The following is a 19,697-nucleotide window of genomic DNA, read 5'->3' as shown; positions in this document are numbered from 1 at the left end:
CATACGTTGCGCTTTGCAACGGTGATTATATAACAACAAAGTAGAAGGGAGTACTTTTATGACTAAGTATATTTTCGTAACAGGCGGTGTAGTATCTTCTTTAGGGAAAGGGATTACAGCAGCATCTCTTGGAAGACTTTTAAAAAATCGTGGTTTAAACGTAACAATCCAAAAGTTTGACCCATACATTAACGTAGACCCAGGGACAATGAGCCCATACCAACACGGTGAGGTATTCGTAACAGATGATGGCGCAGAAACAGACTTAGACCTTGGTCACTATGAGCGTTTCATTGACATTAACTTAAACAAATACAGCAACGTAACAACAGGTAAAATTTACTCTTCTGTTCTTCAAAAAGAGCGTCGTGGTGAATATTTAGGAGGAACAGTTCAAGTTATTCCTCACATTACAAATGAAATTAAAGAGCGTGTATATCGTTCAGGCCGCGAAACAAATGCGGACGTTGTTATTACAGAAATCGGGGGAACTGTTGGTGACATCGAGTCTCTACCATTCCTAGAAGCAATTCGCCAAATTAAGAGCGATATTGGTCGTGACAACGTAATGTATATTCACTGTACATTAATCCCGTACTTAAAAGCAGCGGGTGAAATGAAAACAAAACCAACGCAACATAGCGTTAAAGAACTTCGTAGCTTAGGTATTCAGCCAAATATTATCGTTGTTCGTACAGAATTGCCTGTTTCTCAAGATATGAAAGACAAACTTGCTTTATTCTGTGACATCGATACAAAAGCAGTTATCGAAGCGCGTGATGCAGATACGTTATATGCAGTTCCATTATCGCTTCAAGAGCAAAATATGGACCAAATCGTTTGCGATCACTTAAAACTAGACAATCCAGCTGCAGATATGACAGAGTGGACTGCATTAGTTGAAAAAGTACGTAACCTATCTAAGAAAACAAAAATCGCTCTTGTTGGTAAATATGTAGAACTTCAAGATGCATACATTTCTGTTGTAGAAGCACTTCGCCATGCAGGATATTCATTTGATACAGATGTAGAAGTGAAATGGGTAAATGCTGAGCACGTAACAGCAGAAAACGTAAAAGAATTAGTTGGCGACACAGACGGTATCCTTGTACCAGGTGGCTTCGGCGATCGCGGTGTAGAAGGGAAAGTCGCTGCAATTCAATATGCACGTGAAAATAAAGTTCCATTCTTAGGAATTTGCTTAGGAATGCAACTTGCATCAATCGAATTTGCACGTAACGTATTAGGATTAGAAGGGGCTAACTCTTCTGAAATTAATCCTGACACGCCTTATGCAATTATTGACTTATTACCAGAACAAAAAGATGTAGAAGACTTAGGTGGCACACTTCGTCTTGGTCTATACCCATGTAAGCTTACTCCAGAAACAAATGCTTACAATGCGTATAATGAACCAGTTGTATACGAGCGTCATCGTCATCGTTATGAGTTCAACAACGAATTCCGTAAAGACATGGAAGGCGCTGGATTTATCTTCTCTGGTACAAGCCCAGATGGTCGTTTAGTAGAGATCATTGAATTACAAGATCACCCTTGGTTCGTGGCAGCACAGTTCCACCCAGAACTTGTATCTCGTCCAAACCGTCCACAACCATTGTTCCATGATTTCGTAAAAGCTTCTATTACGAATAAAGAAAGCAAGTAATAAAAAAGGCGTCCAAATTTGGACGCCTTTTTCTTTTACTCATATTCGTTTATCATTTCATCAATTGTAAATTTTAATCCGTGATAAGCAAATAGGGATAAGATTAAACTTGGGAACCCATAACGGTTGCCTTCATCATTCGGGATTAAACCTTTTAGCAATTTTGTATCAATATGTACATCTGTGAATTGTTCTAGTGAGACTTCGCCATTTTGGATGGCTGAAATACCAACAATGGAGTGTCCTTCTTCTTGTAGCTGCTTCGCTAATGAAATAATATTTTCATCTGTTGAAAAACGACTGATAAGAAGTACGCGGTCTGCCGATGTCACTTCTGCTTTTGTACCATTTTCGATTAAGCGCTTTGCATGTTTTAGCGGCTCTGCGCCGTGTAATGCTTCCGAAACAACGCCGTCCATTTCGTTTGTACCGTGTAAATAAACGATGCCATCACCAACTAACGCTTGCGCAAGTAGACGGGCACTATCTTCTATATTCATCTCTTCTTTTTGAGAAATCTTTGTGAAATAGCCGCTTAGCTGAGTAGAAAAAATTTTTAACATTGTATTGCTCCTTTCGATTGTATTAAGGCGGCTTTCATTATAGCTTATTTTTTTAGAAAGGCGAAGTAATAGAGGTAGCATAACAAAATAGTAGGCGGTAAAATAAGAAAGAAATGGGAAGGAATTTGGTAAAGAATAGCGAAAATAAATCGAATAAGATATAAGAAGCTTTTAATCTTGTATTTACACAGAAAGGTTGGGGACTATGGAAGGGAAAATTTTAATCGTTGATGATCAATACGGCATTCGTGTGTTATTGCATGAAGTGTTCCAAAAAGAAGGTTATCAAACGTTCCAAGCAGCAAATGGATTTCAAGCTTTAGATATTGTGAAAAAGGATAATCCAGATTTAGTTATTCTAGATATGAAAATTCCAGGTATGGATGGTATAGAGATTTTAAAACATGTGAAAGAAATTAACGAAGATATTAAAGTTATTTTAATGACTGCTTATGGGGAGTTGGATATGATCCAAGAAGCGAAAGATTTAGGAGCTTTAATGCACTTTGCTAAGCCGTTTGATATTGATGAAATTCGCCAAGCAGTACGAAATGAAATCGCTGTAGAGGCTTAAAAATGAATTTTTTATAAAAAATATGAAAAAAAGCGTTTACATGGACTGATGAGCAGGTGAATACAGTTGAGTTTTTGAGTACAAGTTGTTATCCTATTGAGTGTAGAAAAAAGTCCGGTATGTAGATATACATATTTTACCTTATTCTGGTCATACTACCAGCGATAAGAACTTATCGGATACAAAAAACGTTTTTTAGGAGGATTCATCATGCCTTTAGTTTCCATGAAAGAAATGCTAAACAAAGCACTAGAAGGAAAATACGCAGTTGGTCAATTCAACATGAACAACTTAGAGTGGACTCAAGCTATCTTAGCTGCTGCGGAAGAAGAAAAATCTCCTGTAATCTTAGGTGTATCTGAGGGTGCAGCTCGTCATATGACTGGTTTCAAAACAGTTGTAGCTATGGTTAAAGCTTTAATCGAAGAAATGAACATCACTGTTCCTGTAGCGATTCACCTTGACCATGGTTCAAGCTTCGAAAAATGTAAAGAAGCAATCGATGCAGGTTTCACATCTGTAATGATCGACGCTTCTCACCACCCATTCGAAGAAAACGTTGAAACTACTAAAAAAGTAGTAGAATACGCACACGCTCGTAACGTATCTGTAGAAGCTGAGCTTGGTACAGTTGGCGGACAAGAAGACGATGTAATCGCTGAAGGCGTTATCTATGCTAATCCTGAAGAGTGTAAACACCTTGTTGAAGCAACAGGTATCGATTGCCTAGCTCCAGCTTTAGGTTCTGTACACGGCCCTTACAAAGGTGAGCCTAACTTAGGATTTAAAGAAATGGAACAAGTTCGCGACTTCACTGGTGTACCTTTAGTACTTCACGGTGGTACTGGTATCCCAACTGCTGATATCGTAAAAGCTATTTCTTTAGGTACTTCAAAAATCAACGTAAACACTGAGAACCAAATCGAGTTTACAAAAGCTGTTCGTGAAGTATTAAACAAAGATCAAGAAGTTTACGATCCTCGTAAATTTATCGGACCTGGCCGCGAAGCTATCAAAGCAACTGTTATTGGTAAAATTCGTGAATTCGGTTCTAACGGTAAAGCGTAAGAATAAAATTCCGTTTTGGAAACCGTCTAGTCTTTTAGACGGTTTCCTTTCGTTGTATAATGAAAGCGTGAACAAGTCTTAAGATTAAATGAATTGCCAATTTATTCACATGAACTGTAAGGAAATGTGAAAATGGAAAATGGTGTGAATGATTCTATTAATAAACGTTATCATGTATCTAAGATGAATTGACGAGTATAGCTTGACGGGCAGTTAGTCTTCATCTACTCGCCTAAAGCCTACCTATTTTAAGGTGAGGGCTTACCGCTTGTTAAGTTGAGGAAAGGGAAAAGTCAAAAATGATTGGCTCTTTTGTTTTTCTTGATAGTATGCTGAACAAATGAGATTCTTAAGGAAAATAAATACATTCATAAGAAGGGAGCTCAACATGGAAAAGTTGCTGATTGAAGGTGGAAGACCTTTAAACGGATCAATTCGCGTGAGCGGTGCAAAGAACAGTGCTGTTGCTCTAATTCCAGCGACCATTTTAGCTGATACTCCAGTGACCATCGGTGGTGTACCTAATATTTCAGATGTGAAGATGTTAGGAGACCTATTAGAGGAAATTGGAGGAGTTGTAACGTACAATCAGGAGGAAGAGATGACGGTTGATCCTTCCAAAATGGTTGCTATGCCCTTGCCGAACGGGAAGGTAAAAAAATTACGTGCTTCTTATTACTTGATGGGCGCTATGCTTGGCCGCTTTAACAAAGCTGTAATTGGGCTTCCTGGTGGATGTCACTTAGGGCCAAGACCAATTGATCAGCACATTAAAGGATTTGAAGCATTAGGTGCACATGTGACAAATGAGCAAGGTGCAATCTATTTAAGAGCGGATGAATTACGAGGAGCTCGTATTTATTTAGATGTTGTTAGTGTAGGAGCAACGATTAACATTATGCTAGCAGCTGTGCGTGCAAAAGGTAGAACGGTGATTGAAAACGCTGCGAAAGAACCAGAAATTATTGATGTAGCAACATTACTAACAAGTATGGGGGCACGAATTAAAGGTGCTGGTACAGATGTGATTCGTATTGATGGTGTGAATTCTCTGCACGGTTGTCACCATTCTATTATTCCAGACCGAATTGAAGCGGGTACGTACATGATTTTAGGAGCGGCGTCTGGTGGAGAAATAACAGTTGATAATGTAATCCCGCAACATTTAGAGTCAATCACTGCAAAATTACGAGAAGCTGGTGTACAAGTTGAGACGAACGATGATCAAATTAAGGTAAATGGGGATCGTAAGTTAAAGATTGTTGATATAAAAACACTTGTGTATCCAGGATTTCCGACAGATTTACAGCAACCTTTTACAACTCTTTTAACAAAGGCGCATGGAACGGGAGTTGTAACGGATACGATTTACGGTGCTCGTTTTAAACATATTGATGAATTGCGCCGGATGAATGCACAAATTAAGGTAGAAGGCCGTTCTGCTATTGTGACAGGACCTGTTGCTTTGCAAGGAGCAAAGGTAAAAGCGAGCGATTTACGAGCGGGTGCTGCACTTGTAATTGCAGGATTAATGGCTGAAGGGATTACAGAAGTGACAGGGCTTGAACATATTGACCGAGGTTATGAAAATATAGTAGACAAGCTTAAAGGTCTTGGTGCGAACATTTGGCGAGAACAAATGACGCGGCAAGAGATTGAAGAAATGAAAAATGCATAATTTGCAAAGATTGTTGGCAATGTACTCTTGATATGGAGTTTTGCTTATTATTGCAAAATGAAGATGAAGTGGTGGTGCTTCCGTTAATGGGGGACGAAGAATTACTGCTGACGGAAGCTACAATTTATAGAAGGAACCGGTTCACAAAATACGGCATAAATATTAAGACTTAAAGGAGAGGGATTATTGTGGAAAGAAGTTTATCTATGGAGTTAGTACGTGTAACAGAGGCTGCAGCATTATCATCAGCGCGTTGGATGGGACGCGGAAAAAAAGATGAAGCAGACGGTGCAGCAACATCAGCAATGCGCGATGTGTTCGATACAATTCCGATGAAAGGTACAGTTGTAATTGGTGAAGGGGAAATGGATGAAGCGCCAATGTTATACATCGGGGAAAAATTAGGTACAGGATACGGACCGCGCGTCGATGTTGCAGTTGATCCGTTAGAAGGAACGAATATCGTAGCAGCTGGAGGCTGGAATGCACTTGCTGTTATTGCGATTGCGGATCACGGTAATTTGTTACATGCTCCTGACATGTACATGGATAAAATTGCAGTTGGACCAGAAGCAGTTGGTGCAGTTGATATTGACGCACCTATTATTGATAACTTACGCGCTGTTGCAAAAGCGAAAAATAAAGATATTGAAGATGTTGTAGCAACAGTTCTAAACCGCCCGCGTCACCAAGCGATTATTGAAGAAATTCGCAAAGCTGGCGCTCGTATTAAATTGATTAATGATGGCGATGTAGCTGGAGCAATTAATACAGCATTTGATCGTACAGGTGTTGATATTTTATTCGGTTCTGGTGGTGCACCTGAAGGCGTTCTTGCAGCAGTTGCATTAAAATGTTTGGGCGGGGAAATTCACGGGAAGCTTCTTCCTCAAAATGAAGCAGAATTAGCTCGTTGTAAAAAAATGGGTATTGAAGATATAAATCGTATCCTTCGTATGGAAGACTTAGTGAAAGGTGACGACGCAATCTTTGCAGCAACAGGCGTAACAGATGGTGAATTACTACGTGGTGTTCAATTTAAAGGCAGTGTTGGTACAACAGAATCCCTTGTTATGCGTGCAAAATCCGGAACAGTTCGTTTCGTTGACGGACGCCATAGCTTAAATAAAAAACCAAATTTAGTAATTAAATAAAGAGAAAACAGAAGCAATATAAAAAGCGGAGACAAATTTTCTTGTCTTCGCTTCTTTTATTTGTGTTACAACGTATTGATTAAAACTGGATAAAAGGGTTACAATAGTGAATATTACCCTACTTGAACTTATTGCCTTTCATTATTATGTATTTGCCTTCCGTATATTTTCCCTTTACCCATGTGAAAAGAGAATAATGTCAAAGTGTGGTGTCTGAATGAATTTGTCAATTGCAGCATTAGAAAACATGAAATTAAAAGAGTTATACGAGCATGCGAAAGAATTTAAGATTTCGTATTACAGCAAATTAACAAAGAAAGAGTTAATTTTTGCTATATTAAAAGCTCGTGCAGAAAAAGAAGGTTTCTTCTTCATGGAAGGTGTACTCGAAATTATTCAATCAGAAGGATTTGGGTTCCTACGTCCAATCAACTATTCTCCAAGCTCAGAAGATATTTATATTTCAGCTTCGCAAATTCGTCGTTTTGATTTGCGTAATGGAGATAAGGTTTCTGGTAAAGTACGCCCGCCGAAAGAAAACGAACGCTATTTTGGATTGCTGCAAGTCGAAGCAGTAAATGGTGATGATCCAGAATCAGCAAAAGAGCGTGTGCATTTCCCTGCATTAACACCGTTATATCCAAATCGTCAAATGAAATTGGAGACGGAGCCGAAGAAACTATCAACACGCATCATGGATTTAATTGCACCAGTTGGATTTGGACAACGTGGTTTAATTGTCGCGCCTCCAAAGGCTGGTAAAACGATACTATTAAAAGAAATTGCTCATAGTGTCACAACAAATCATCCAGAAGCAGAATTAATCGTACTTTTAATTGACGAACGTCCAGAGGAAGTAACGGATATTGAACGTTCTGTTAAAGGTGATGTTGTAAGTTCTACGTTCGATGAAGTACCGGAAAACCACATTAAGGTGGCTGAGCTTGTATTAGAACGTGCGATGCGTCTTGTAGAACATAAAAAAGACGTTATCATTTTAATGGATAGTATTACCCGTTTAGCACGTGCTTACAACCTTGTTATTCCACCAAGTGGACGTACATTATCGGGTGGTATTGACCCAGCTGCGTTCCATAGACCAAAACGATTTTTCGGGGCAGCTCGTAACATTGAAGAGGGCGGTAGCTTAACGATTTTAGCAACAGCACTTGTTGATACAGGGTCTCGTATGGATGATGTTATTTACGAGGAGTTTAAAGGAACAGGTAATATGGAACTTCATTTGGATCGCTCGTTAGCTGAGCGTCGTATCTTCCCAGCGATTGATATTCGCCGTTCTGGTACGCGTAAAGAAGATCTATTAATTCCGAAAGAACATTTAGACAAGCTATGGGGCATTCGCAAAACAATGCGTGATACACCAGACTTTGTTGAAAGTTTCTTACGCAAGATGCGTCAAATGAAAACAAATGAAGAATTTTTACAAAACATTGTTGCAGATTCCAAAAGATATGTAACAACGAAGTAAAGGGAAACGGTGATGACTCGCTTATTTTTATGCTAAGCGAGTTTTTTCATGTCTTTTTGTGGAGAAGTTTAGCTAGTTAGAGTTAAATGAGCCGTCTTCGCTTTTAGGTATATCCAGTTTCAGCGGCAAGAATGGTCGGTGGCTTCGCGTCTTCCTACGAGGCAAAAGGCGCCTCTACGTCAGAAGCTCCATCCCCCTCTCATTCTGAACGAGCCGCTTTCGCTTTTAATTTATAAAAGACAAAAACAGGTAGTTGCAAAATGAAGTTAGCCTTGTTATAATTTCATCATATGTGTTTCATCATTATAGTTGTATTCGCAGCTAAAGATGAAAAACTCTGTTTCGAAAATGATTCAGGGCGGAAGGAGATGAAAAGAATGAAAGCAGGAATTCATCCGGATTACAAGAAAGTTGTATTCATGGACACAAACACAGGCTTCAAATTCTTAAGCGGATCTACTAAAGGATCTAGCGAAACGGTTGAGTGGGAAGATGGAAACACTTATCCATTACTAAAAGTTGAGATCAGTTCTGATTCTCACCCATTCTACACTGGACGTCAGAAGTTTGCTACTGCAGACGGACGTGTTGACCGCTTCAATAAGAAATACGGTCTTAAGTAATAAAAAACATAAAACAGGCAAGTGTATCTATTCGCTTGTCTGTTTTTTTTGCGAAAATATTAAACCTTTACCCTACTTTGGATAAAAAAGTAGATGAAAGGAGAGCTCCATGTACTTAATAAATCAAAACGGTTGGGTTGAAGTGATTTGCGGAAGTATGTTTTCTGGAAAATCAGAAGAGCTCATCCGCCGCGTGCGCCGTACACAATTTGCAAAGCAACATGCGATTGTATTTAAACCATGTATTGATAACCGTTATAGTGAAGAAGATGTTGTATCACATAATGGATTAAAGGTAAAAGCAGTTCCTGTTTCAGCTTCAAAAGATATATTTAATCATATAACAGAAGAAATGGACGTTATTGCAATTGATGAGGTGCAATTCTTTGATGGGGACATTGTGGAAGTGGTGCAAATATTGGCAAATCGTGGCTATCGTGTCATTGTAGCCGGTTTAGACCAAGATTTCCGTGGTCTACCATTTGGACAAGTTCCTCAGCTGATGGCGATTGCTGAACATGTAACAAAATTGCAAGCAGTTTGTTCTGTATGCGGGTCTCCAGCAAGCCGTACACAACGTTTAATTGATGGAGAACCGGCTGCATTCGATGATCCAATTATTTTAGTTGGGGCTTCAGAGTCATATGAGCCGCGTTGTCGTCATTGTCATGCAGTACCTACAAAACAAAAATAAGTAAAACTCGCTACAATAGGGCGGGTTTTTTTCGAAAATAGATGAAGAGTGGGGCGGGCTGCCTGCACCTTTAAAATAATATCTAGTTTCGGTGGCAAGCTCTTCGCGTCTAAGAACCTTCCGCAAAAAAGGCAAAGAGCGCCTTGTGTGCGAAAGAACCTTAGCCGGTCAGAGCTGAACGAGCCACCTACGCTTTTAAATAATATCTAGCTCCGGCGGCAAGAATGGTCGGTGGATTCGCTTCTTCCTGCGAGGAAAAAGGCGCCTCTATGTCAGAAGCTCCATCCCCCTCCCATTCTGAGCGAGCCGCCTGCACTTTTAAAATAATAATTTGCGTTTTTTTGATTAAGTACCATATACTATTTGTATTAAAGACTAGGATGTTGAGGTGAATGATGTGTTAGATCGTTTGCAAGCTGTAGAAAATCGTTATGAGAAGTTAAACGAGCTGTTAAGTGATCCAGAGGTTATTAGTGATTCGAATAAACTTCGTGAATATTCAAAGGAACAATCTGATATGCAAGAAACGGTAGAGGTGTACCGTGAGTATAAAGATGTTCGTGCGCAATTACGAGATGCGAAGGCAATGTTAGAAGAAAAGTTAGATGCTGACATGCGTGAAATGGTAAAGGAAGAAGTTTCTGAGTTAGAGGGACAAGAGAAAGAATTATCAGAGCGTCTGAAAATTTTACTTGTTCCAAAGGACCCGAATGATGATAAAAACGTTATTGTGGAGGTTCGTGGTGCTGCTGGTGGCGATGAGGCTGCTTTATTTGCTGGTGATTTATACCGTATGTATAGCCGTTATGCTGAGGTACAAGGTTGGAAAACTGAAATTATCGAAGCGAGTTATACAGAGTTAGGTGGATATAAAGAGATTATCTTTATGATCAACGGTAAAGGCGCTTTCGCAAAGTTGAAGTTTGAAAATGGTGCACACCGTGTGCAACGTGTTCCGGAAACAGAATCTGGTGGACGTATCCATACTTCTACAGCAACTGTAGCTGTATTACCGGAAGCAGAAGAAGTAGAAATCGATATTCATGAAAAAGATGTTCGTGTTGATACATTTGCTTCTAGTGGTCCTGGTGGACAAAGTGTTAATACAACGATGTCAGCGGTACGTTTAACGCATTTACCGACTGGTGTAGTTGTATCTTGTCAGGATGAAAAATCGCAAATTAAGAACAAAGAAAAAGCAATGAAAGTATTACGTGCACGTGTTTATGATAAATTTAGACAAGAAGCGCAAGCTGAGTACGATCAAAACCGTAAACAAGCTGTTGGTACGGGAGACCGTTCAGAGCGTATTCGTACGTATAACTTCCCGCAAAACCGTGTTACAGACCATCGAATCGGTTTAACGATTCAGAAGCTAGATCAAATCTTACAAGGTAAGTTAGATGATTTCATCAATGCCTTAGTGATGGAAGATCAGGCGCAAAAGATGGAGGCAGCTGAGTAATGCGTGTCTATGAAGCCCTGAAATGGGCTTCTTCTTTTTTACAAGAAAATGGGCGAGATGAAAATGCGGGAGAAATTGTCCTTTGTCATGTATTAAAGACGAATCGAACAGGCTTAATGATGAACATGCGTGAAGAAATGTCTGAGGAACAACAGAAGACGTTTACGAACTTTATCCACAAACATGTAGGTGGGATTCCTGTTCAATATATGATGGGATATGAAATGTTTTATGGTCGTTCGTTTTTCGTAAATGAAGAAGTATTAATACCAAGACCAGAAACAGAAGAGCTTATAGTAGGTGTATTAGATAGAATCCAGCGTATGTTTGGTAAGCAGGAACTGCATATAGCTGATATTGGTACGGGAAGTGGAGCAATTTCAATTACGCTCGCTTTAGAAAATCAAAATCTTCATATGTATACAGTAGATATCGCACAGGAATCTATTGAAGTTGCGAAAGAAAATGCAAAAGCATTAGGTGCAAATGTAACGTTCTATCATGGTGATTTATTATCACCGTTTTATGAAACGGGGCAAAAATTAGATGTTGTTGTTTCGAATCCCCCGTATATTCCAGAAGAAGACTGGAGAGGCCTTTCTCCGGTTGTAAAAGAGCATGAACCGAAGCGTGCGCTTGTTGGCGGGGAAGATGGGCTTGATTTTTATCGCCGTTTTATGGAAGAGTTGCCAAACGTCTTGCAAAGAAAAGCAATTGTTGCTTTTGAAGTAGGCATAGGGCAAGGTGAAGATGTTAAAAGGTTATTGCAGCAGACATTTCCGCATGCCCATGTAGAAGTTGTATTTGATATTAACGGAAAAGATCGTATGGTATTTGCGGAAATGGAGTAAGGATAGAACCTTACTCCATTTTTCTATATAATCCATTTTGCCTTTTCAACATATAAGTCGCGGCTATGAAAAATAAAAGGTGACCTGCCCTCGTTTTCTCCTTCTGTTTTCATGTGGCATGGGAAGAAAAAAGGACCTTGCCCGCATCTATGCATGGCTAGATGCTCTCTTCCACCCAAAAAGAAAGGTTTTAAATCGTTTTTTTCAATTTGTATTTACTACACTCGAAAGTTTTTCTATAGATTTAGAATTTAATAGTTTAGAAAGAGGTAAGAGTGTCTACACTGTTTACAGAAGGGACGGTGTAGGAGATGAAAAAACAAGCGATTGCCTATTTTCTTTTATTATTAATTGGTGCACAGTTACTTGTGCAGTTTGGATATATGAAAGTTGATGCGAAGGGAAAAACTGTTATTCCGAAAGAAGCTGTTCGATTACGTATTTTAGCAAATAGCGATTCGAAGGAAGATCAGGCGCTAAAACGTAAAGTGCGCGATGAAGTAAAGACGCAAATTGATGGTTGGGTAGCAGATTTGAAATCGTTTGAAGACGCACGTCGCGTTATTCAGAGTCACATCCCAGAAATTGAAAAAACGGTTGCTAATACGTTAAAACGCGAAGGAAGTAAAGAATCATTTCAAGTTACATTTAGCAAAAACATTAAATTTCCTACAAAAGTATATGGGAATTTTATTTATCCAGCAGGGGAATATGAAGCAGTACTCATTTCAATTGGAAAAGGCGAAGGGGCAAATTGGTGGTGCGTGTTATTCCCGCCAATGTGTTTTCTAGATTTCTCTAGTGGATCGGCTGTAAAAAAAGAGGAGCATGTTGTAAAAGCAGAATCAATGGATGAGGAAGAACAGCCAGTAAAAATACAGGAAGAAAAAGAAGAGGTATCGGAAAAACAAAATCAAGATGTTCTGTCGAAACAAAAAAAGGGACAAGAAACATCGAAAAAAGAGGTTATTTCAAAAGTACAAACTCCTGTGAAAGAAACAAATGAAAAGATTGCACAAGAAAAAAGCGTAAAACAGGGAGAAAAACAGCCTGTGGAAAAAATAGAAAAGCCTCTGGAGAAGAAACAAAAACAAACAATTGAAACAGTAGAAATAGAAGAGCAAGAGGAAAAACCGAAAGTGAAATTATTTATTGTAGAAGCATTCACATCGTTATTTTCTAAATAAGTACTAGTTTGGAATCCTTCCTCATATATAGAAATGAGGAGGGATTTGTTGTGAAAAAGACTTATTTTGCTACAAACGCTGATGTTGAGAGATTACATTCTTTTTTCGGACAAGCTAATAAAAAAGATGATAAAATAAATGAGTTATACGAGCAATTTATGATATTGGAAGATGACGGAGAGATACAAGCTGTAATTGGTTATGAACAAAAAGGAGAAAATGCACTCATTCGTTCTTGTTTGTTCACACCTATTGTGGATAACAAGACTTTCTTATATTTTTTTGAAATGTTTTTGCAGTATATGAAAGAGAAAAGTATGGGGCAAGTATATTTACTCACAAATCATCCACAATCTGTGACGATCTTTCAGTTTTTTAACTTTATAACTGTGGAAAAACATAAAGTTCCAGAGGATATTCAGCAGTTAGAACATTTTTGTGAAAATATAAAACAGCAGAATGTAATAATACTAAATTGTCAGCTATTCACAAAGTTATCCACTGATTAATTGGGTTTATCCACATTTTGTGGATAAACCTTGTTTGTCTTTTGGATAAATCTCATAGTAAACTAAATATAACAAGTATTTCATGGGAAAAAAGGACGTGGGAAAAAATGCATACAAATATGTGGACTGTGGATAATGTTGTGGAAATAAAAAAAGATTATCCACAATTACAAAAAGCAGCAAAATTACTAAGGGAAAATGAAGCGATTGCTTTTCCGACAGAGACGGTATACGGGCTAGGAGCAAATGCGATGAATGATGAAGCAATTGCGAAAATTTTTGAAGCGAAAGGCAGACCGAGTGATAATCCACTGATTGTCCATATTGGTTCTAAATCGCAGTTAAAAGGAATTGTTAGAGGAATACCAGAGGTTGCAGAAGTCTTAATGAAGCACTTTTGGCCGGGACCATTAACAATTATTTTACCGAAAAAAGAGGGGATTTCTGAAAAGGTTACGGCTGGTTTAGATACAGTTGGAGTTAGAATGCCGGATCATCCAGTGGCGCTAGCTCTTATTGAAGAAGCGAATGTACCTGTTGCAGCACCCAGTGCCAATCGTTCTGGGCGTCCGAGTCCAACACTAGCATCTCACGTATATGAAGATTTAAATGGAAAGATTGCTGGTATTGTTGATGGTGGTGCGACTGGCGTTGGGGTTGAATCAACGGTAATTGATTGTACAAGTGAAGTACCGACGATTTTACGTCCAGGTGGAATTACGAAGGAGCAGCTAGAAGAAGTGATCGGAACTGTTTCGTTAGATCCTGCGCTAAAAGATGAGAAAGAAAAACCGAAGGCACCAGGGATGAAATATACACATTATGCACCGAAAGCACCACTTAGTATTGTTGAAGGGTCTCGTGATTTTATTCAACAGCTTATAGATCAGAAGAAAGACGAAGGGTATACGGTAGGTGTATTAACGACAGAAGAATATCAACATGAATATAAAGCGGATGTTGTATTGTCTTGCGGAGTGCGAAGTGATTTAGCAAGCGTTGCAACTAAATTATACGATGTGCTGAGAACATTCGATGCCAGCAAAGTAGATGTGATTTTTAGTGAGTCATTTCCGAATGAAGGAATTGGAAATGCGATCATGAACCGTTTAACGAAAGCGGCAGGGCATCATATTATTATTGAAGAGTAGGCGAGTTGAAAAATTAAAACCTATTTTTTAGGGTGGAAGAGAGGATCCGCTCATGCATAGAAGCGGTCAGTACCTTTTTGGCCCCATGCCGAGTGAAACCAGAAGGAGAGAACGAGCGCGGGGTCACCTTTTGTTTTTCATGGCCCTAATGTGAATGTTGAATAATTGAAATGGATGTATCCTGTAAAAGCCCGATTAGTGGGGCTAATAATCAGTGGGGGATGAAGAAAATTCCCACTGATTAAAGTTTCACTTTATACAGAAAAATTTCGTAGATTCTATTTCTCCTCGGATGAGCATATTGTGAAGTAGCAAGTCCGAGGAGGGACATGGATGACGGTTGAACAACTAGTACCTTTGATTATAATGGCATTTGCCTTAGGGATGGATGCATTTTCTGTAAGCCTCGGCATGGGTATGATAACGCTCAGAATGCGACAAATCATTTATATCGGTATGACAATAGGGCTGTTTCATATTGTTATGCCGTTTCTCGGTATGATACTAGGTCGTTTTTTATCAGAGAAATTTGGGCATATTGCGACTGTTGCTGGGGCTATTCTGTTAATTGGATTAGGATTTTATATTGTGTATTCTTCCATTTTAGAAAGTGAAGAAACAAGGTCTGCTCCGGTGGGAATTAGCTTATTGGTATTTGCATTTAGTGTAAGTATAGATAGCTTTTCAGTTGGGCTCAGCCTCGGGATTTACGGAGCGCAAATGGTTGTAACAATATTGATGTTTGGATTGGTCAGTATGATATTAGCATGGGGTGGTTTACTTATTGGAAGACATGCAAAGCATATGCTCGGTACATATGGTGAAGTACTCGGCGGTATTATTCTTGTTGGGTTTGGATTATGTCTTCTTTTTCCAATATAATCTTGCTATCATATAAGAAAATGGTACATTTAGTTTTTGACATTTTTATCAAGATAGTTATGTAGGTTTATTGTTTGCGGGGCTATTTTATAAATAGTAGTACTTTGCTGGATGAAATGAAATTGGGAATGATAACGGAAGCCTCTTTCCTGTACAACCTTACTGTTTCTATTATTGCTTGTCGTACTAAAAATAACTCTAACTCTTATACATAGAAGGGATGGTACAAGTGACAAGAGTAAAACAAATTTTGGGTATTATTATTAGCTTTTTCGTATTTTGGTTTAGTATGCTCGGTGTACAAATGTTTGCTGAGTTTTTAGATATAAGTTCTTTAAAATTTATTGAGGGAAAAACAGAGACGGCTCGTATGTTTTATTCGCCGTATCCATTTTTTATCGTTTTTCTTATTACATTGCTCTCTTTATATTTCTTTGTTGTAAAGCTTGGAAAACCGAAGAAGGAAAATGCGCCTACGCTAGAAGAAAAGCGTGAAGAAATATAAAAAAAATCCCCTGCTTATAATGGCGGGGGATTTTTTGTTGTGGAATGAACGAGCTGTCGCTACTTTTAAATTGGCCTTACAAGCTCAAATTGTTCTCCTAATTTTGCGTAGTTGTGTCCTGCTAGGCGGCTTACTGGTTTTAGTCCTTCTGCATGAATTCGTCCGTTTTCATATAAATGTTCTGCGACGTGGAACCGGACAACGCGGCCGATAAGAAGGTCACATGCTGGGGAGTCTTCTGTTCCACCTAGTGGGATGGCGCGTTCTAATACGCACTCCATTCGAATATTCGCTTCTTTTACGCCTGGTACGGAGATGACATCACTTTCGATCGGGGTTAGTTTCGCTAATTCAATTTCACTTTGATTTGGAGGGAGGTTTGCAGCGGTTTCGTTGATGGCCTCCACATAGGATTCGTCGGAAATATGTACAACAAATTCACCTTTTTCAATGGCGTTTCGAGAAGTATCTTTTCTTTCTCCTCCTTTACGTTGTACGGAAACAGAAATGAGCGGCGGATTAGCAGCAACGATATTAAAATAGCTATATGGAGCCCCGTTTAAAACACCATCTTTTGTTACAGAAGTTACGAATGCTACAGGGCGCGGAATGATACTCCCTGTTAATAATTTGTAATTATCTTTTTCTGTTTGTTCGTTTGGATTAATCGAAAGCATATTTGTAATCTCCCTTCCTCGATATGAATACTTCTTTGTTTGTTTACAAGATAATGGAGGGAAACTCCTGCTAAAAAAATATTTTTTTGACGGTTTTTGTAAATGAGAAAAAAGAATAGGAGTAGATTCCAGCTTGGAATCTACTCCTATCATTAATAAATATATAAATACATTTTGATTTTTCAACATATAAGTCGCGGCTATGAAGAATAAAAGAGGATCTGCACTCATTTTCTCGCTTTGTTTTCACTTGGCATGGGGCTGGAAAAGGATCTGACCGCTTCTATGCATGGCCGGATGCTCTCTCCCACCTAAAAAAAGTTTTTTTCAATTTGCACTTATATATCTTGAAATTGAGATAACTGATTAAAGTAAAACGTAAGCGCCAGGTCCAGTTAACGCAACGCCAACTGCAATAGCGATTAAGATCATGTTATATTCAAACCCGTTTTGTGTTACCCAGTAGCCATTTTTTCCGTGTACAGTAAAGATTGCAACTAGCATTGTACCAATGATAAATAATGAGCCAACCCAAGTGAAGATACCTGCAGCGAATAAGAAACCACCTAATAGCTCAGTTGCGCCAGCCATAAATGCCATGAATACGCCAGGGCGTAAGCCGATTGATTCCATCCAGCCGCCTGTTCCTTTCAGACCGTGACCACCAAACCAGCCAAATAATTTTTGAGTACCGTGACCCATGAATGTAATTCCGATAACAAGACGAATAAGAAGAAGACCGATGTTCATCATTTATAAAACCTCCAAAAAGTTATTTACTTACCTTATGTAAGTTATAATAAATGAGTTACTTACTTTAGTCAAGTGACTTTCTTATGAAATTCGAAGAAAATTTTACAAATCAATAATAAAAAATAAATATGTTGTAAAGACCTCTAGACAAGTGGAGGAGAAAAAGAGAAAATACAAGTAAGAAGTTAATTCTCATCATTGTTATTCAGACAATCTGAATTGACTGGAATTTTGCAAAGCGATACAATAAGGGTCTATTGGTAATAACGTAATTCTTTTCGAAAGCGTTTTTACAATATAATATTTGAAGTGTGAAGTCTTACGTGTATCTCAATCTTTACTAGGGATTGCCCTATACATTTTCAACCTAATTATAAGGAGGACTATCCTATGTTTAAAAAATTATTTGGCCTTGGTTCAAAAACAAATGTAGAAACACTCGTAGCTCCATTAACTGGAGAAGTGAAAAATATTGAAGAAGTACCAGATCCAGTATTCGCTGGTCGTATGATGGGCGACGGTGTTGCAATCGTTCCTACTGAAGGTGTAGTTGTAGCACCAGTAGATGGCGAAATCGTACAATTATTCCACACAAAACATGCTGTTGGAATTAAAGCGAAAAACGGTACAGAAATTTTAATCCATGTTGGTTTAGAAACTGTAAAAATGGAAGGCGAAGGTTTCGAAGCCCACGTATCTGAAGGACAAGCTGTGAAAGCTGGCGATAAATTAATTTCTTTCGATTTAGAATTAATTCGCGAAAAAGCAAAAAGCACAATTACTCCAATTGTTATTACAAATACAGATGCAGCTGAATCTATTAATACAACTGTAGGTGTTTCAGCTACAAAAGGTTCAACAGAAGTAATGAAAGTTACAATGAAATAATGATTTTTTGTAAGGAATCCATTTTATATGAAATGGATTCCTTATTTTATTTAGTCATAAGTTTTTTTCGTGGGATGTTTTAGTGATGTATGGTACTATATTGAAGGTACTTGGAACTAGGGTTTCACATATATGTGGATAAGGCGTATTTCTCTTAGAAAAAATAAAAGGGAAATGCGCCTTTTGTATGTTCACATTTCTTTTGTTCCATTGTAATGTACGTTATGATGAATGTAGGACATTCACCATAAGGAGTGGATTTGGATGAAGCGAGTGTTGTTTGTTTGCACTGGAAATACATGTCGTAGCCCAATGGCAGAAGCGTTGCTTCGTCACTATGGGGAAGGGAAATTTGAGGCGAAGTCTGCTGGTGTTTTTGCCAGTTTTGGAAGTGATGCATCTTTACATGCAAAAGATGCATTAGCAGAAAAGGGGATTAAAGTAGCGCATGCTTCGCAGCAAATAACGAATGAATTACTTGAGTGGGCTGATATGGTACTCACGATGACGGAAAGCCATAAACAACTTGCGGTTGAATATCATCCGAGTGCTAGGGAGAAAGTGCATACATTCTATGAATTTGTAGAGGGTACAAGTAAAGATATTTCAGACCCGTTTGGCGGTTCTCTTTCTATTTATCAATCAACATTAGTAGAGATGGAAAAACTTGTACAAACTTTATTGGAAAAATATTCAGAAGGTTAATGTTTCGTGTATAATACGATATTGGAGATGACCTTGCTTGGAATGAGCAAGTGAGTATCAAACTTTTGCAATCATTCATCAGTGGGGATAAGTAATCCTACCTGATAGAAGTTTCACTAAAATTTTGGAGGGGTCAAAATGAAAGTAGTAGTAGCATCTGATCACGGTGGAATGAATATCCGTAAAGAAATCGTAAGTTTATTAGAAGAATTGAATATTGAATATGTTGATTTAGGATGTGAATGTGAAGCAGGTTCTGTTGATTATCCTGATTTTGCATTTCCAGCGGCAGAAATGGTTGCAAATGGTGAAGTAGACCGTGGTATTTTAATTTGTGGAACAGGTATTGGTATGTCAATTGCAGCAAATAAAGTACACGGTATTCGCTGTGCGTTAGTACATGATACATTTAGTGCAAGAGCAACAAGAGAACATAATGATACGAATATGTTAGCGATGGGTGAGCGTGTAATTGGTGCGGGTTTAGCGCGTGATATCGCAAAAATTTGGCTAACAACTGATTATGAAGGCGGACGTCACGAAAATCGCGTAGGGAAAATTAAAACATACGAAGCGAAGTAATCTTCTATTAGGACATACTATAATTTGTTGAAC

The 19,697-nt window shown here is 38.5% G+C and carries 21 protein-coding genes; 18 read left to right on the top strand and 3 right to left on the bottom strand.

What is annotated here, in order from left to right; translation table 11 throughout:
* The first annotated feature begins 58 nt into the window (after positions 1 to 58).
* Positions 59 to 1,666 carry a CTP synthase gene (gene pyrG / locus BPMYX0001_RS23285; protein WP_003202338.1) on the top strand — a complete coding sequence of 536 codons (1,608 nt, stop codon included), beginning with the start codon at positions 59 to 61 and terminating at the stop codon, positions 1,664 to 1,666.
* Between the two features lie 35 nt (positions 1,667 to 1,701).
* Here the strand turns inward: pyrG and BPMYX0001_RS23280 are convergent, their stop codons facing one another.
* Positions 1,702 to 2,229, bottom strand: a complete 528-nt coding sequence (locus tag BPMYX0001_RS23280) for a DUF2529 domain-containing protein (RefSeq protein WP_006096671.1) — start codon at positions 2,227 to 2,229, stop codon at positions 1,702 to 1,704.
* A 205-nt stretch (positions 2,230 to 2,434) separates the two neighbouring features.
* Here BPMYX0001_RS23280 and spo0F point away from each other — a divergent pair, with 205 nt between their 5' ends.
* From spo0F to BPMYX0001_RS23210, 14 genes are all read left to right on the top strand, one after another.
* Positions 2,435 to 2,803: a sporulation initiation phosphotransferase Spo0F gene (gene spo0F / locus BPMYX0001_RS23275; protein ID WP_000398590.1), complete on the top strand. Its 369-nt coding sequence runs from the start codon at positions 2,435 to 2,437 to the stop codon at positions 2,801 to 2,803.
* A 210-nt stretch (positions 2,804 to 3,013) separates the two neighbouring features.
* Positions 3,014 to 3,871 carry a class II fructose-bisphosphate aldolase gene (locus BPMYX0001_RS23270; protein WP_018781175.1) on the top strand — a complete coding sequence of 286 codons (858 nt, stop codon included), beginning with the start codon at positions 3,014 to 3,016 and terminating at the stop codon, positions 3,869 to 3,871.
* 388 nt (positions 3,872 to 4,259) lie between these two features.
* Positions 4,260 to 5,549 carry a UDP-N-acetylglucosamine 1-carboxyvinyltransferase gene (gene murA, locus BPMYX0001_RS23265; protein WP_003202346.1) on the top strand — a complete coding sequence of 430 codons (1,290 nt, stop codon included), beginning with the start codon at positions 4,260 to 4,262 and terminating at the stop codon, positions 5,547 to 5,549.
* A 188-nt stretch (positions 5,550 to 5,737) separates the two neighbouring features.
* The gene (gene glpX, locus BPMYX0001_RS23260; RefSeq protein ID WP_003209232.1) at positions 5,738 to 6,703 is read left to right on the top strand and encodes a class II fructose-bisphosphatase; all 966 of its coding nucleotides are present in this window, start codon (positions 5,738 to 5,740) and stop codon (positions 6,701 to 6,703) included.
* A 217-nt stretch (positions 6,704 to 6,920) separates the two neighbouring features.
* Positions 6,921 to 8,192 carry a transcription termination factor Rho gene (gene rho / locus BPMYX0001_RS23255; protein WP_003202242.1) on the top strand — a complete coding sequence of 424 codons (1,272 nt, stop codon included), beginning with the start codon at positions 6,921 to 6,923 and terminating at the stop codon, positions 8,190 to 8,192.
* 377 nt (positions 8,193 to 8,569) lie between these two features.
* Entirely contained in the window at positions 8,570 to 8,815 is a 246-nt protein-coding gene (locus BPMYX0001_RS23250; protein ID WP_000643436.1) for a type B 50S ribosomal protein L31, read from the top strand.
* Between the two features lie 109 nt (positions 8,816 to 8,924).
* Positions 8,925 to 9,509 (top strand): thymidine kinase, encoded by a 585-nt coding sequence (locus BPMYX0001_RS23245; RefSeq protein ID WP_006096669.1) that lies wholly within the window; start codon positions 8,925 to 8,927, stop codon positions 9,507 to 9,509.
* 397 nt (positions 9,510 to 9,906) lie between these two features.
* The gene (gene prfA, locus BPMYX0001_RS23240) at positions 9,907 to 10,974 is read left to right on the top strand and encodes a peptide chain release factor 1 (RefSeq protein ID WP_026008495.1); all 1,068 of its coding nucleotides are present in this window, start codon (positions 9,907 to 9,909) and stop codon (positions 10,972 to 10,974) included.
* Positions 10,974 to 11,825 carry a peptide chain release factor N(5)-glutamine methyltransferase gene (prmC, locus tag BPMYX0001_RS23235; RefSeq protein ID WP_006096667.1) on the top strand — a complete coding sequence of 284 codons (852 nt, stop codon included), beginning with the start codon at positions 10,974 to 10,976 and terminating at the stop codon, positions 11,823 to 11,825. Before prfA ends, prmC begins: the two co-directional genes overlap by 1 nt.
* Positions 11,826 to 12,136: 311 nt before the next feature.
* On the top strand, positions 12,137 to 13,012 hold the full coding sequence (spoIIR, locus tag BPMYX0001_RS23230) for a stage II sporulation protein R (protein ID WP_006096666.1): 876 nt from the start codon (positions 12,137 to 12,139) through the stop codon (positions 13,010 to 13,012).
* Between the two features lie 50 nt (positions 13,013 to 13,062).
* Positions 13,063 to 13,521, top strand: coding sequence for a GNAT family N-acetyltransferase (locus BPMYX0001_RS23225; protein WP_018764922.1), 459 nt, complete (start codon positions 13,063 to 13,065; stop codon positions 13,519 to 13,521).
* Positions 13,522 to 13,628: 107 nt separating this feature from the next.
* Positions 13,629 to 14,672: an L-threonylcarbamoyladenylate synthase gene (locus tag BPMYX0001_RS23220; protein WP_006096664.1), complete on the top strand. Its 1,044-nt coding sequence runs from the start codon at positions 13,629 to 13,631 to the stop codon at positions 14,670 to 14,672.
* A 333-nt stretch (positions 14,673 to 15,005) separates the two neighbouring features.
* Positions 15,006 to 15,554: a manganese efflux pump MntP gene (locus BPMYX0001_RS23215; protein WP_006096663.1), complete on the top strand. Its 549-nt coding sequence runs from the start codon at positions 15,006 to 15,008 to the stop codon at positions 15,552 to 15,554.
* Between the two features lie 229 nt (positions 15,555 to 15,783).
* Positions 15,784 to 16,059 carry a DUF3935 domain-containing protein gene (locus BPMYX0001_RS23210; protein WP_018781178.1) on the top strand — a complete coding sequence of 92 codons (276 nt, stop codon included), beginning with the start codon at positions 15,784 to 15,786 and terminating at the stop codon, positions 16,057 to 16,059.
* Positions 16,060 to 16,124: 65 nt separating this feature from the next.
* Here BPMYX0001_RS23210 and BPMYX0001_RS23205 read toward each other — a convergent pair whose 3' ends face one another.
* On the bottom strand, positions 16,125 to 16,736 hold the full coding sequence (locus BPMYX0001_RS23205) for a flavin reductase family protein (RefSeq protein WP_003202262.1): 612 nt from the start codon (positions 16,734 to 16,736) through the stop codon (positions 16,125 to 16,127).
* Between the two features lie 366 nt (positions 16,737 to 17,102).
* Complete coding sequence (locus BPMYX0001_RS23200) at positions 17,103 to 17,489, bottom strand: DoxX family protein (RefSeq protein ID WP_006096661.1); 387 nt, start codon at positions 17,487 to 17,489, stop codon at positions 17,103 to 17,105.
* 390 nt (positions 17,490 to 17,879) lie between these two features.
* Here BPMYX0001_RS23200 and BPMYX0001_RS23195 point away from each other — a divergent pair, with 390 nt between their 5' ends.
* The 3 genes from BPMYX0001_RS23195 (at position 17,880) to rpiB (ending at position 19,664) form a co-directional block, all read left to right on the top strand.
* Complete coding sequence (locus BPMYX0001_RS23195; RefSeq protein WP_006096660.1) at positions 17,880 to 18,377, top strand: PTS sugar transporter subunit IIA; 498 nt, start codon at positions 17,880 to 17,882, stop codon at positions 18,375 to 18,377.
* A 264-nt stretch (positions 18,378 to 18,641) separates the two neighbouring features.
* Positions 18,642 to 19,082 (top strand): low molecular weight protein arginine phosphatase, encoded by a 441-nt coding sequence (locus tag BPMYX0001_RS23190; RefSeq protein WP_018781180.1) that lies wholly within the window; start codon positions 18,642 to 18,644, stop codon positions 19,080 to 19,082.
* Positions 19,083 to 19,220: 138 nt separating this feature from the next.
* Entirely contained in the window at positions 19,221 to 19,664 is a 444-nt protein-coding gene (rpiB, locus tag BPMYX0001_RS23185; RefSeq protein ID WP_003202270.1) for a ribose 5-phosphate isomerase B, read from the top strand.
* Positions 19,665 to 19,697 lie beyond the last annotated feature (33 nt).

Origin of the sequence: Bacillus pseudomycoides DSM 12442, assembly GCF_000161455.1 — a bacterium.
GTDB classification, from domain to species: domain Bacteria; phylum Bacillota; class Bacilli; order Bacillales; family Bacillaceae_G; genus Bacillus_A; species Bacillus_A pseudomycoides.
The sequence above is the reverse complement of the archived record's forward strand: the minus strand, read 5'-3'. Positions and strand labels throughout refer to the sequence as shown.

Excerpts from the sequence above, each read along its gene's own strand:
- pyrG (WP_003202338.1), top strand. The coding sequence starts at position 59 with ATGACTAAGTATATTTTCGTAACAGGCGGTGTAGTATCTTCTTTAGGG.
- BPMYX0001_RS23280 (WP_006096671.1), bottom strand. The coding sequence starts at position 2,229 with ATGTTAAAAATTTTTTCTACTCAGCTAAGCGGCTATTTCACAAAGATT.
- spo0F (WP_000398590.1), top strand. The coding sequence starts at position 2,435 with ATGGAAGGGAAAATTTTAATCGTTGATGATCAATACGGCATTCGTGTG.
- BPMYX0001_RS23270 (WP_018781175.1), top strand. The coding sequence starts at position 3,014 with ATGCCTTTAGTTTCCATGAAAGAAATGCTAAACAAAGCACTAGAAGGA.
- murA (WP_003202346.1), top strand. The coding sequence starts at position 4,260 with ATGGAAAAGTTGCTGATTGAAGGTGGAAGACCTTTAAACGGATCAATT.
- rho (WP_003202242.1), top strand. The coding sequence starts at position 6,921 with ATGAATTTGTCAATTGCAGCATTAGAAAACATGAAATTAAAAGAGTTA.
- BPMYX0001_RS23250 (WP_000643436.1), top strand. The coding sequence starts at position 8,570 with ATGAAAGCAGGAATTCATCCGGATTACAAGAAAGTTGTATTCATGGAC.
- BPMYX0001_RS23245 (WP_006096669.1), top strand. The coding sequence starts at position 8,925 with ATGTACTTAATAAATCAAAACGGTTGGGTTGAAGTGATTTGCGGAAGT.
- prmC (WP_006096667.1), top strand. The coding sequence starts at position 10,974 with ATGCGTGTCTATGAAGCCCTGAAATGGGCTTCTTCTTTTTTACAAGAA.
- spoIIR (WP_006096666.1), top strand. The coding sequence starts at position 12,137 with ATGAAAAAACAAGCGATTGCCTATTTTCTTTTATTATTAATTGGTGCA.
- BPMYX0001_RS23220 (WP_006096664.1), top strand. The coding sequence starts at position 13,629 with ATGCATACAAATATGTGGACTGTGGATAATGTTGTGGAAATAAAAAAA.
- BPMYX0001_RS23215 (WP_006096663.1), top strand. The coding sequence starts at position 15,006 with ATGACGGTTGAACAACTAGTACCTTTGATTATAATGGCATTTGCCTTA.
- BPMYX0001_RS23205 (WP_003202262.1), bottom strand. The coding sequence starts at position 16,736 with ATGCTTTCGATTAATCCAAACGAACAAACAGAAAAAGATAATTACAAA.
- BPMYX0001_RS23200 (WP_006096661.1), bottom strand. The coding sequence starts at position 17,489 with ATGATGAACATCGGTCTTCTTCTTATTCGTCTTGTTATCGGAATTACA.
- BPMYX0001_RS23195 (WP_006096660.1), top strand. The coding sequence starts at position 17,880 with ATGTTTAAAAAATTATTTGGCCTTGGTTCAAAAACAAATGTAGAAACA.
- BPMYX0001_RS23190 (WP_018781180.1), top strand. The coding sequence starts at position 18,642 with ATGAAGCGAGTGTTGTTTGTTTGCACTGGAAATACATGTCGTAGCCCA.
- rpiB (WP_003202270.1), top strand. The coding sequence starts at position 19,221 with ATGAAAGTAGTAGTAGCATCTGATCACGGTGGAATGAATATCCGTAAA.